We start from the raw sequence: 12,051 nt of genomic DNA, 5'->3' as shown, positions 1-12,051 counted from the left end.
GCGGCCGTGTCCACTCCTACAACAAAGCCCGTCTCACCGGATGAATCGGAGTGCCGCGCCTGTGTGGGAGCGTCCTTGGGCGCGACCGCAGCGTGTCGTTGTGCCTCAGACCGGGGCAGATCCGCGGCTCCGCGGTCGCGGCCGTGTCCGCTCCTACAACGAAGCCCGTCTCACCGGATGAATCGGAGTGCCGCAACCCCGCTTCTAGCCCGCCGGATCCCCCAACGGCATCACCTCGGCATCGGTGCCGGGGTCACCTACGACGTCGACGCCTTCGGGCGGAATAAAGCGGAACAGCTTGGCGTCGAGGCCGGTATTGCGCTTCCAGCCGGAGAAGCGCAGCTCGCTGCGCTGCTGCAGCGAATCCAGCAGGTACATGGCACGTAGCTCACCTTCGGCAAAGGCCAGCCTTGCCTCGGTGATCTGCGCGTCCTCGGTCTTGCGCGGCACCAGCCGCACCCAGGTCAGCCCGTCGCGCTCGCCTTCCTCGGTCACCTCGAACTGGCGCTCCAGCTCGGCCGGATCGATCAGCGCGGCGAGCGGGCTGCTCTGCTCCTCGTGGGCCTGCATGCGTACGCTGGCCTGCTCCAGCTCCGGGTCATAGACCCAGACCCGGGTGCCATCGGCGACGATGGTCTGCGGATAGGGATCCTCATAGTCCCAGCGGAACTGCCGCGGCGCCGCCAGCGCCACCCGGCCCTCGGACTGCTCGCGCAGCTGGCCGTTGGCATCGAAAGCGCGCTGTTCGAAGCGGCCGTCCAGCGTTTCCAGCCCGTCGGCAAAGCGCTGCACCGCCGCCGGCGGCGCGGCGAACAGCGGGGCGGAGAGCAGGATCAGGCACAGCGGAAGCAGGCGTTGGGTCATCAATGTCACCAGAAGACGGGCTGCCCGGAAGTCTGCAGCAGGAAGGATGAACGGATTCTACGGCCTTGCCGGGATCAAGCCGCGCCGTGACCTCCACGGCCGGGGCGCGTCCTCCAGTTGCCCCACCTCTGCCCGCCCACCGCGGGCGCCCTATTGCATTTCCGTCATCCCGGATCGAGTCAATGATCAGGACAGTCTCGGCACAAACGGCACACTACGGTTTCGCACACACTCAGGCACGTGCGGCAAATCAGCGCGAACCCGGGGTGAAACGAGTAGTTCTGGCGGACGAGGCTGCCAAGCTGAGGGCCCCGATCCGGTGACCTTTCACAAGGCGCCGAGCAGACGAGCCCACTCACCCCGGAGAAGTCCGATGACCCGATTGCCGCCACGACTGCTGATTGCCGTCACCCTCCCGCTCACAGCTGGCAGCGGCATCGCTGCCGAATCGCTGCCGATTGGTGCGACTTCCGTTGCGCCCCTCTTTGACGGGCGCTGTGACCAGGAGGAGTGGCGTCCAGCCACCGTCATCGACCTGCCGGCCGGGGTTTCCCTGAGATTCATGCACGACAGGCATTCGCTGTTCGTGTGCGCCGAAGGCAAGGCACAGGACCACACCGTCATCGACATCTACATCGAGGATGCCGCCACAGGGCGCCTGCACAATCTCCACGCCTCGGCCCAGCTCGGCGAGCGCGTGTTCAACGGCGACTCGTGGAGCGAATCCGAGTTCTGGAACAACAGGGATTGGGGCGGGTTCTGGGTGCCGTACGCAGGCCAGGAAGAAACGGACAGCGGTCCGCGCACGCAGTTCCTCAAAGGATCCCATCGGGAAATCCAGATTCTGCGCAGGCGGTTTGCCGGCGAATCGTGGAACCTGATGGTCGTCATCGGGGCCGTGTTCCGTGAAGACGGAAGTGCCGTCAGGCTCTCCTTCCCCGACGACGGCGTCGCGACCGACGCATCGACATGGCGGCGCATCGCCTTCTCCAATCGGGGGCACGTCGCAGCGCAGATCGGGGCCAAGCATCGATCCGTAGCGCAGCTCTCGCTGCCCGGTGGCGAAGATTCCTACGGCGACACTGCGCCTCGCCCTTCCCGCTGAGATTCACCGTCCAGCCCATCAACCGAAGGAGGTCGGGCATCCAGGTCCTGCGGCCACCAGCGCCGGCGCAGCCAGAGCGCAACGCCGACCAGGGCGATCAGCACCGGCACCTCGACCAGCGGGCCGATCACCGTCGCGAAGGCGATCGGCGAGGACAGGCCGAAAGCGGCGATGGCGACGGCGATCGCCAGCTCGAAGTTGTTCGAGGCCGCGGTGAAACTGAGGGCGGTGGCCCGCGGGTAATCGGTGCCGAAGCGCCTGGACAGCCAGAAACTGACGAAGAACATGATCACGAAGTACAGCGAGAGCGGGATGGCGATGCGCAACGCATCCATCGGCAAGGCCAGCACGCTGGCGCCTTTCATCACGAACATTGCGGCAATCGTAAACAGCAGGGCGATCAGGGTGATCGGCGCGGTGCGGGCGACGAACACCTGCTGGTACCAGCGCTCGCCGCGGCGTGCGACCAGCAGCCGGCGACTGAGATAGCCGGCCAGGAACGGGATGCCGAGATAGATCGCCACCGCCTGGGCTATGGTCCAGAACGACACGTCCACCGTGAAGCCGGTGAGGCCCAGCGCCTGCGGCAGCACCGCCATGAACAACCAGGCGTAGGCGCTGAAGAAGAGCAGCTGGAACACGCTGTTGAAGGCCACCAGGCCCGCTGCATACTCGTTCGAGCCGCAGGCCAGCTGGTTCCAGACGATGACCATCGCGATGCAGCGCGCAAGGCCGATCAGGATCAACCCGGCCATGTAGGCGGGCTCATCGTGCAGGAACAGCACCGCCAGACCGAACATCAGCAGCGGGCCGATCAGCCAGTTCTGCAGCAGGGAGAGCAGCAGCACGCGACGGTCCGAGAAGACGCTGGGCAGCGCTTCGTAGCGCACCCGGGCCAGTGGCGGATACATCATCAGGATCAGGCCGAGGGCGATCGGCAGGTTGGTGTCGCCGACCCGGGCGGCCTCAAGGGCGGACGGCAGGGACGGAAACAGCGCGCCGAGCGCCGCGCCAAGGGCCATCGCGGCGAAGATCCACAGGGTCAGCCAGCGGTCGAGAAAGGCCAGGCGGCCCGGTGTTGGCGTGGTCATCGAGCTTTCCAGGATCAAGGTGAATCAGGCGGTGCCGGGAGGCGCCATCCGGCGCGGGTCGCCTCAGGCGCACGCTGCGCTGTGTGCTCCGGCATCCCACCGGCAATCACGAAGCAGATGGCTTCGTCGATGGCTTGCACGGGACCGACGTGTCGGGCGGCAGCCGGACCCGTCGAGAGGCCCCGGCAGCGCCAACAATTCTATATTTCTACGATCATGGAAGCATAGCCCGGCTGTCAATACCGAGCTGCATCCTCAGGCGATCAGCGTCCCCCGCGGCCACCGTTCGGGCCGCAGACGCCGGCCACCGAGGGCTCGGCGCCGCCGCAGCAGTTCTCGGTCAGGAAGGCCAGCAGCGCGTTCATCCGCGGATAGTCGGCGCGAACGCGGATCGACCGCCCCTCTCGCTCATCGCCTACCAGCCCCGAGGCGCGCAGCACGTTGAGGTGCGCAGTCAGGGTCGCCGGCGGAATCCCGAGTAGTTCGCGCAGTTCGCCCACCGCCAGCCCCTCCGGTCCGGCCTGCACCAGCGCACGAAAGGCAGCGAGACGCGAGGCATGACTCAGCGCGGACAGTAGACGGACGGCATCATCGGTGCTCATATTTCGATGCTAGTGGAACAGTCCGGGCCGATCAATCTCCCCGCGGCCACGCATCGGGCCATCGGCCACATTGCCTTGGCCGGCAATCGGTCATGTGGGCGGAACGGATTTCTCGCTGCGCGAAACGCACGCGAAGATGACCTTCCGCAAAACCCGAATGTAGGAGCCAGCTTGCTGGCGATAGGCGCCCCGGACGGGACGATCGCCAGCAAGCTGGCTCCTACACGCAACGGCGCTGCCAGGTCCGGTTTGCGCCCTTCTGGCGCGTCTAGAGCCCGCCCTTCTCGACCGCATTCTCGCAATTGAATGAGGCCCGGCTGTGGGAGTGCCCATGGGCGCGAGCGCGGCGAATCGGATTCACCGCAGACCGAGGTCAGCGCGCGGCTCCGCGGTCGCGCCCAAGGGCACTCCCACAGAACATTGACCCAATTGATGCACCGGGGCGAATGCGAACTCTGCGCCCTTTTCCTCGTCTTTGAGCGCGAGATCCTTTCAAGATGTAGAGGCGCGCTCCTCCCGGAGGAGACGGAGCATCGCAACATGGCGCGCGGCGCCGACGCGCTCTGCGGCGCTTGTGCCTCCAGCTTGACTGGGTCATTCTCCGCCGGGGCTACGGGAGACCTCGATGAAACAGCTTGCCTATGCGACGCTGGGCGCCCTCCTCCTTAACATGCTGGTTCATGTCACCCACGCCCAGCCGGCGGGTCCAATGGCCGGCCCGGCCCCGGCGCAGGAGCGTTCCCTGCCCAGCGAGCGCCTGTCCGCGCCGCTGACCTACCACCTCTACCTGCCGACGCAGTACGCGAACGAGCCCGGGCGCCGCTTTCCGGTGGTCTACTGGCTCCACGGCTCGCGCGGCAGTTCCGCACAGGCGAGCCGCGGCATCGCGCCGATGTTCGACGCCGCGATCCGCTCCGGGAAAACCCCGCCGGTCATCGTCGTCTTCCCCGACGGCCTCGGGCAAAGCATGTGAGTCGACTCGAAGGACGGCACGCTGCCGATGGAGACTGTGCTGGTCCGCGAGCTGATCCCGCATATCGATGCCGAGCTGCGCACCCAGGCCACGCCCTCGGCGCGCATCGTCGAGGGCGCCAGCATGGGCGGCTATGGTGCCGCGCGGCTGGGCCTCAAGTATCCCGAGCTGTTCGGCGCGGCCTCGCTGCTCAGCGCCGGCCCGATCCAGGAGATCCTCGACCCGCAGCATGCCCCCATTGTCGGCGCCGCCACCGCCGAGGCCACCCTCGACCGCGTCTACGGTGGCGACCCCATGCACTTCCGTGCGCAAAGCCCCTGGGCGCTGGCCGAGGCCACGACCGAATCCATGCGCAGTGCCCTGAAACTGCGCATCGTGGTCGGCGCCGAGGACGGCGTGCTGCCGGACAACCGCAAGTTCTCCCGGCACCTCACCGCCCTCGGCATCGAGCACGAGTTCATCCTGCTGCCCGACACCGGCCATGAGCCCGCGGCGCTGTTCGCCGCGCTGCGCAAGAACCCCGAATACTGGGCCTTCTTTGGACGGGTGCTCGGAGAACCCGCGGCGGCGAATCCGACGCCATAGTCGACGTGAGCAGGAAAAGCACTCTGCCAGCCCCCGGGCAGACCAGTGGGCGCGGGCGCAGCGCCCTGCCCCATGCCCCGCCAACTCACGTCCCGCGAGGCGGGTGCCGGCAGTAAGCCGTTGAGGCGTTCTCCCGGGTCGTGTCTCAGCCGTCGCCCAGAGACTTCCGCAGAAGCTGCGAGGCTCGAGTCCTGGGATGCTCACCGCCAAGACGGGCCAGTCGCCACTGCAAGGCCTGGTCCGCCAGATCCCGGGCCCGCGAGCGGTCGCCTGCTGCGGCCAGCGCCTGCGCCTGCCAGGCCTTCGCATTGATCACGTTGACGTCCTCGGGGCCGAACGCTGCCGCCAGCGCCTCCGGTGTCCCCTCCAGCAGTTCAAGCGCTGCCTTGGTCTCCCCCTGCGCGGCGCGTACCCCGCCAAGAATGCTGCGCGCAAACGACGTGACGGGATGGGCATCGCCCAGGGCAGCGCGAAGCCCGCTCCAGGCCTGCTCCGCCAGCGCCTCGGCGGCCTGAGGCCGGTCGTCGAAGAGCAGCAATTCGGCGAGATTGGCGACGGCCATGAGCGTGGCAGGCGCCGACGGGCCCAGGGCCTGCGTGAGATCCGATACGACCTCCCGCTGCAGCGGCTCGGCCCGTGCGTACTCACCCGACTCGAGATAGGCCACCGCGAGCCCCTGTGCCGGCGTCATCCGATCATGGGCCCGCAGGCCTGGGACCTGATCGCGCCGCGCCAGCTGCTGCTCATGCAGGCGAATCGCCGCCTCATGGTCACCGGTTTCCTGCAGCAGGTTGGCCAGCGCATTGCGCAGTCCGAATACGGTGGCGTCGTCGTCGCCCAGCCACGCCGAGGCAATCTGCTCACCTTCCCGCGCCAGCGCCAGGGCTTCCTGTTTGCGTCCGCTGCGCGACAGCGCGGTCACGCCCGCCTCGAAGGCGCACAGCGAGTAGCGGTGCCGGCCGCCCCACTGTTCGAGTGCCCGGCTCCGAAGCGCCAGGGCCTGCTCGGCGGCAAGGTCGAAGCGCCCCCGGTCGACCAGGGCCTGCAGCGTGCCGCAGCGATACTGGCCTTCCGCATCCGACCCGGTCCAGCGGATGCGGCTGCCGATGGCCAGGAGCGCATCCAGCGCCTCGGCGGCGGGCACCGCGCCCTGGTGCCGCTGCGCCAGATAACGGTGCAGCGCAATGCCCGCGTGGATCGGATGATCGGCGGCCAGCGACTGCTCGGCCTGACGTTCCACCACGTCGAGAACCTGCTCGCCGGCAGGCACATCGCCACGCTCGATCAGGGCGGCGGCGTGTCCGAGGCGCGCGGACAGGGCGGCCACGTCATGTTCAAGGCCCAGCTGCTGATAGTCGGCCACGGCCCGGGCGAAGAGATCAGCCGCGAGCGACGCCGAACCGATCTGGTTGAGGGTCTTGCCCAGGGTGGACAGCAGGCTTGCACGCTCGACGGAGGCCCGCGGCATCTCCCGGTCGATCAGCGCCGGCGCATCCGCCAGGACATCGACCACGGTGACCAGCCGCCCCTTGGATACCGTCTGCGGCGAGGCAAGCAGGCTCGTCAGCACGCGGTTCTGCGCAGCGACCGTGCGCGCCTGCAACGCAGCCTCGCGGGCCTGCCAGGCGGTGGCCGCCGCGCCCGCGAGCAGGACCACGACCAGGGAGATCCCGGCAGCGGCCGTGCCGCGGTTGCGCCGCAGCCACTTGCGCAGCCGGTAGCGACGGTTGTCGGGCGTTGCCGCCACCGGGCGGTCCTCAAGCCATCGCTGCAGGTCAGCCGCCAGCGCCTCGGCCGTCGGGTAGCGATCGCCCGGCCGCTCGCGCAGCGACTTGTCGACGATATTGCGCAGGTCGCGGTTGGCAATCCCGGACAGCGCAGTGTGCTGGCGTTCGCCCGCATGGTTCCTCGGCGCCTTGCCGGTCAGCAGGTGGTGCACGAGACCGCCCAGCCCGCAGACATCCGTCGCCGTGCTGATCGGCTCGCCGCGCAGCTGCTCGGGCGCCGCGTACTCGGGAGTGAACAGCCGGGTCGGGGTTTGCTCGGCGCTGTCCGAGAGCAGCTTGGCGATGCCGAAGTCGAGCAGACGCGGCCTGCCCGAGGCATCGACGATCACGTTGCCGGGCTTCAGATCACGATGGATGATCAGATGACGATGGGCCAGGGCCACGGCGTCGATGATCGGCAGCGCCATGCGGATGATCTGACGCGGCGACTGCCCCTGCAAGGCGCGGTCCAGGCGCTGCCCGTCGATCCGCTCCATCGCCAGCCAGGGTGAGCCGTCCTCACGGATGCCGGCATCCAGGAAGCGGGCGATGTTCGGATGTTCGAGCCTGGCCAGCGCCGCCTGCTCGCGGCGGAACTGTTCGTTCCAGACCGAGCCAGGCGGCAGCAGCTTCAGCGCAGCCATCTGTTCAGCCCCCCCGACCGAGCGCCGCGCCGCGTAGACCACGGCCATGCCGCCCCGGCCGAGCTCATGCTCGAGCGTCCAGTCCCCGCAGCGGCCTCCGGTCAGGGCGCCGGGCTCAGGTGCCTGGTCCACCCGCAGCACCCCGTCCACCGGGCCGCTGCCCTCGCTGGCATCGATCAGCTGCTCAAGACAGCGACGCACCGCCTCATCGAGCTCCAGCGCGCTGATCGCCGTCGTCCACTGCTCACGCGGCAGGTCCTGCAGGGTGCGGAAGTGACCGCTGGCCAGCCGCCAGTGCTCGGCCTGGAGGGCATCGAGGCTCAAGGCTGGGCCACCTGGGCGTGCAGAAAGGCGCGGGCCGTAGCCCAGTCGCGCTCCAGACTGCGCAGCGAGGTCTGCCGCAGGCGGGCGATCTCTTCCATGGTCAACCCGGCAAAGAAGCGCATCTCGACCAGCGCGTGCAGCGACGGGTCCACCGCCTTGAGCGACACCATGGCGTCATCCAGGGCGACCAGATCGGCATCCGAGGTGCCCGCCGCGGAATCGGTCAAGGTCACCTGCAGCCGGTCGCCGCCGCGCTTGCCCGCGAGCGATGCGCGCGCGGCATCGACCACGATCTGGCGCATGGCGCGCGCGGCGCAGGCGAAGAAGTGCTGCTGGTCGCCAAGGCTGAGCGAACGGGCTGCGGACAGCTTCAGGTAAAGCTCGTTGACCAGGACCGTTGGCGTCAGCGTCTGGCCGGGTTGCCCGCCCAGACAGTGTCGGGCGAGCTGGCGCAACTCTGCGTGGAGGGCCGCGAACAGCTCATCGAGGTCACCGGCCTGCCGCCCCGCGAGCTTGCTGAAGATGGCATCCATCGCCTCCATCGCGCCCCTCTCTGGACCCTTCGAACGGAAATCGGACTGCCCCGTGGCGGGTTTCGCCGCGCCTTCCCGATTCTTACAACAAGCCCGTCCGATTGCCACCGACCATGACCAGGATCCGGACCTTGCTCTTTCTCAGCCTGCTCGGCCTTGCCCTTCCCGGCAGCCAGGCCCAGGACCCTGTACTGGGTTCGGCCACGATCGGCCCGGGCGGTGGCTGGGCCGGCGCCAATGGGCGCGAAGCGCTGATCACGCTGGGCCAGCCCGCCGGTGGATCAAGCAGCGGTGGTCGCTACCGGATGGATTCCGGCGCCGTCGTGCAGAACGCGGCCCCCGCGGGCAGCAGCATTTTCCAAGACGGATTCGAGGAGTGACCCCATGAGAGCCCCCATCCCTTGCGCCCTGTTCCTTGCCTGCCTGCTCGCCGGCAGCACCGACGCTGCGCCGATCGGTTCGGCGTTCACCTTCCAGGCCCGGCTCAGCGAGGACGGGCAGCCAGCGAGCGGCCAATACGATCTGGAGTTCGAGCTGTTCGATGCCGAACAGGGCGGGTCCCCGATCGGCCTGATCCCGATCAGCGGGCTGATCGGCACAGACGGCGCCGTCGGCGAAGAGGGCCGCATCGGCCGGGAAGGACTGATCAGCGTCATGCTCGACTTCGGCGACGGCGCCTTCGTAGGCGACGCGCGCTGGTTGGAAGTGCGCGTGCGCAAGCAGGGAGAGTCGGAGTTCACCACCCTCCAGCCGCGCCAACCGATCCTCTCGACGCCCTACGCGCTGCACGCACAGTTCGTCGGACGCGGCGTGGTGGGCAGCACGGAGATCGATGCCAGCCAGGTGCAGGCGCGGGTACTCAGCGCCTGCGCGGCCGGTTCCTCGATCCGCGCCATTGCCCAGGACGGCAGCGTCACCTGCGAGCTCGACAACTCGGAAGCAAGCCCCTGGACCACCGAGACCGACGGCAGCCTGTTCTCCGGTGTCAACGCGGTGATCGGGCCGATGTTCTCCCCCGACCCCGCGCTGTCGCTGCGCCAGGCCAGCAACATCACCCGCCCACAGCTGCTGCTGCAGGAAGAAACGCCGAACAACTTCGCCCGGCTCAGCTTCGCCAACCTCGCCCAGAGCACAAGCTACTGGACCATCGCCGCGCGCAACCAGAGCGATGGCAACGCCGACCTGATGAACTTCTACCTCGCCAATGCGAACGGTGGCGCCGACATCCTGTCCCTGCGCGGCAATCGCCATGTCGGCATCAACACCACCAACCCTGCGGCGCCTCTGTCCGTGCAGGCGCGCGACAACTGGCGCCCGGGCGTCGGCGCTGGACGCGGTGACTTCTACGTCGGCGACGGCCAGGTCGGACTGTCGATCGGCGTGTCGCTGGGCGGCGGCGGTCGCGGCGTCACCCGGCTGTGGACCAACAACTCCACCCCGATGTACTTCGGCAATGAGAACGACGTCTCGATGACCGTTGGCGCCTCCGGCGACCGGGTCGGCATCGGCACCACCGATCCCCAGCAGCGGCTCGATGTCCAGGGCGGCGGCGTGCGCATCGGTACCCTCGGCGGCGGCGCGGCCAATCGCGCCGTGCTGGTCGAACCGGATGGCGATCTGGTTGCCGGTCCCGCAGCCACCGGCGGTCCCGCCAGCCTGTTCGGCAGCTTTGGCGGGGATGGGCGCGATGGCGCCTTCAACGCCAGCGGCACGACCAGTCTCGGCTCGGGCTCTCCCTCCGAGGTGCTGGTCCGCCAATACACCTCGTTCAGCCTCAGCGGCACCCTCAATATCCGGGCGCCCTTCGCCTATATCGCCGTGTCCGGGCGCTGCGAGGGCCTGACGGCAGGGTCCGTCATCAACGCCCGTGAGGGCGCCCTGGGTGGGATTCAGGGAGATTCAGGACCCGGCTTCCCGGGATCAAGCGGCCGCCTGGTCACCGACCAGTGCGTGAGCGGCGCTGGCGCCACCGGCGGTTCCACCGCGCAGGACTCCGGCGGCGCGGGTGGCGCGGCGGAAGGCGGCAGCGACGGAACCAACACCCTGAAACGCCTGCTCCTGTCCGGTGGCGCCAACCCCGGCGCCGATGTGCAGCTCAGAGGCTTCGGCAGCAATGTGACCCGCACCGACGCCTTCGCCGACCTGCTGCGCTGCGTGGGCGGCGGCGGCGGCGCGGGCGCACCCTCCACGGGCGGCGCACTGGGTGGCGCCGGCGGACGCGGCGGCGGCGTGATCTACCTCGAATGTGGCGAACTGGCCGGCAGCCTCACCGTCAATGCCAGCGGCAACCCGGCTCCCAGTGCCGGCGCAGGCAGGGACGGCGGCGGCGGCGGCGGCGGCGTCGCCCTCATCCGTGCGCGCAGCGCACAGGGCACCGCGCAGTGGGGCGCAAGGGCCGAGGGCGGGTTGTCGACAGAAGGCGGCGATGGGCAGCATGGCTATGCCGACATCGTGGTGTTCGAAGAATAGGCGTCGGATGCGCCAGGCGCCGGGTTCGCGACGTCCATCACGCGTTCGCGGAAGCATCCGACGTGGCATCGTCAGGGTCGCGGTACCTTGCGAACCTCCGCGATGTTGTTAGGCGCGACTCGCCCCGGCGTGTCCAAGGGGGACAGGAGGAACCCATGAATCGATTGTTCCAGCATCTATCGCCTGCTCTGCTTCTCGCGCTCACCTTGGCCGCCGGCAACGCGGCGAGGGCGGCTTCGGGACCGGACCCCGACTGCGACCCGCTGCGCGCGGCTGTGCTGGTGAATGCGCTTCGCGCGGAAACCGCAGCGCTGCCCATGGCCGGCCGGCTGGCCGCCGAGGCCAAACACGGAGAGGCGTTCGATGCCCTGCGTTCCGATGCTGGCAGCGTCGAGCGGCTTGCCGAGGCGGTGCGGGAATTCGCCCGGCAGGGTTGCCCGGGGCTGCCATCGAAGGAGCTCCTGCGACTGGCGGACGAAAGTCCCGATTTGCTCGACGATGTAGCGCAGCTTGAGAGGGCCCAGCAGTCCGTGCTGGATGCGGCTGAGGCCGCCGACACCCTGGCCGCCCAGGTGCCTGCGCTGCAGGCAGCAACCGATCAGGCATCGCGGGCCCTGGTCGAGTCCGGCGCCGAGGCGGCGCAGGTGTATCTGGCGACGCGCATGCTGTCCATACTGGAACGCCTGCGCAGCGGCTCGTCCAGGGTGATCAAGGGCGGCGTAGGCGCGGTGTCGGCCGCTGACACATTGGGCCGCGACGTGGCGATGCTCCGCCAGACTGCCGAGGGATTTGTCGACGGATCGGCCGCACTCGGGATAAAGGCTGTCGAAAACGCCACCGCCCGCAGCCAGTTCGAAGCACTGCGGTCGAGGCTCACCACGACGCAGCAAGTGGTCGACACCCTGCTGCGGCAATCAAGCGGCCTGTTCGAGGTGCAGGACGCCGCCGACTCGCTGTGGCTATCGGCCCCGGCGTTCGACAGCGCTGCCGTCGACGTGCTGCGCCTGCTGGATGCCGCGTTGGCCGCGCGCGCGGCGTCGGCCGCCGAGCAGGCCGCCGCCTGCCCGGGGCCCTGACCGGCAGCAAGCACGACGG

General features: G+C 68.9%; 9 protein-coding genes and 1 pseudogene. 5 read left to right on the top strand and 5 right to left on the bottom strand.

Annotated features, from left to right (window positions below; genetic code table 11):
* Positions 1 to 204: 204 nt before the first annotated feature.
* Positions 205 to 864: an outer membrane lipoprotein periplasmic chaperone LolA gene (lolA, locus tag M0G41_RS04565; protein ID WP_248205689.1), complete on the bottom strand. Its 660-nt coding sequence runs from the start codon at positions 862 to 864 to the stop codon at positions 205 to 207.
* Positions 865 to 1,237: 373 nt separating this feature from the next.
* On the opposite strand from lolA, the gene M0G41_RS04560 reads away from it, so the two are divergent.
* Positions 1,238 to 1,969 carry a hypothetical protein gene (locus M0G41_RS04560; protein ID WP_248205686.1) on the top strand — a complete coding sequence of 244 codons (732 nt, stop codon included), beginning with the start codon at positions 1,238 to 1,240 and terminating at the stop codon, positions 1,967 to 1,969.
* Here the strand turns inward: M0G41_RS04560 and arsB are convergent.
* Together arsB and M0G41_RS04550 are read right to left on the bottom strand one after the other, a co-directional pair.
* The gene (gene arsB / locus M0G41_RS04555; protein ID WP_248205684.1) at positions 1,936 to 3,060 is read right to left on the bottom strand and encodes an ACR3 family arsenite efflux transporter; all 1,125 of its coding nucleotides are present in this window, start codon (positions 3,058 to 3,060) and stop codon (positions 1,936 to 1,938) included. The genes M0G41_RS04560 and arsB overlap by 34 nt on opposite strands.
* A 263-nt stretch (positions 3,061 to 3,323) precedes the next feature.
* The gene (locus tag M0G41_RS04550; protein WP_248205681.1) at positions 3,324 to 3,662 is read right to left on the bottom strand and encodes an ArsR/SmtB family transcription factor; all 339 of its coding nucleotides are present in this window, start codon (positions 3,660 to 3,662) and stop codon (positions 3,324 to 3,326) included.
* Positions 3,663 to 4,287: 625 nt separating this feature from the next.
* Here M0G41_RS04550 and M0G41_RS04545 point away from each other — a divergent pair.
* Positions 4,288 to 5,220: pseudogene (locus M0G41_RS04545) on the top strand (alpha/beta hydrolase).
* A gap of 145 nt (positions 5,221 to 5,365) precedes the next feature.
* Here the strand turns inward: M0G41_RS04545 and M0G41_RS04540 are convergent.
* Positions 5,366 to 7,954 (bottom strand): serine/threonine-protein kinase, encoded by a 2,589-nt coding sequence (locus M0G41_RS04540; RefSeq protein ID WP_248205678.1) that lies wholly within the window; start codon positions 7,952 to 7,954, stop codon positions 5,366 to 5,368.
* The gene (locus M0G41_RS04535) at positions 7,951 to 8,487 is read right to left on the bottom strand and encodes an ECF-type sigma factor (RefSeq protein ID WP_248205676.1); all 537 of its coding nucleotides are present in this window, start codon (positions 8,485 to 8,487) and stop codon (positions 7,951 to 7,953) included. The genes M0G41_RS04540 and M0G41_RS04535 overlap by 4 nt, the downstream gene beginning before the upstream one ends.
* 131 nt (positions 8,488 to 8,618) lie before the next feature.
* Between M0G41_RS04535 and M0G41_RS04530 the strand changes: the two genes are divergently transcribed.
* The 3 genes from M0G41_RS04530 to M0G41_RS04520 all read left to right on the top strand — a co-directional run bounded on the left by M0G41_RS04530 (position 8,619) and on the right by M0G41_RS04520 (position 12,032).
* Positions 8,619 to 8,867 carry a hypothetical protein gene (locus M0G41_RS04530; protein WP_248205674.1) on the top strand — a complete coding sequence of 83 codons (249 nt, stop codon included), beginning with the start codon at positions 8,619 to 8,621 and terminating at the stop codon, positions 8,865 to 8,867.
* Positions 8,868 to 8,871: 4 nt separating this feature from the next.
* Positions 8,872 to 10,956, top strand: a complete 2,085-nt coding sequence (locus M0G41_RS04525; RefSeq protein WP_248205671.1) for a hypothetical protein — start codon at positions 8,872 to 8,874, stop codon at positions 10,954 to 10,956.
* Between the two features lie 155 nt (positions 10,957 to 11,111).
* Complete coding sequence (locus M0G41_RS04520) at positions 11,112 to 12,032, top strand: hypothetical protein (protein WP_248205667.1); 921 nt, start codon at positions 11,112 to 11,114, stop codon at positions 12,030 to 12,032.
* Positions 12,033 to 12,051: the final 19 nt, after the last annotated feature.

The sequence above is a fragment of the Pseudomarimonas salicorniae genome, assembly GCF_023156535.1.
GTDB classification, from domain to species: domain Bacteria; phylum Pseudomonadota; class Gammaproteobacteria; order Xanthomonadales; family Xanthomonadaceae; genus Pseudomarimonas; species Pseudomarimonas salicorniae.
This window is presented reverse-complemented; position numbering and strand designations above follow the sequence as displayed.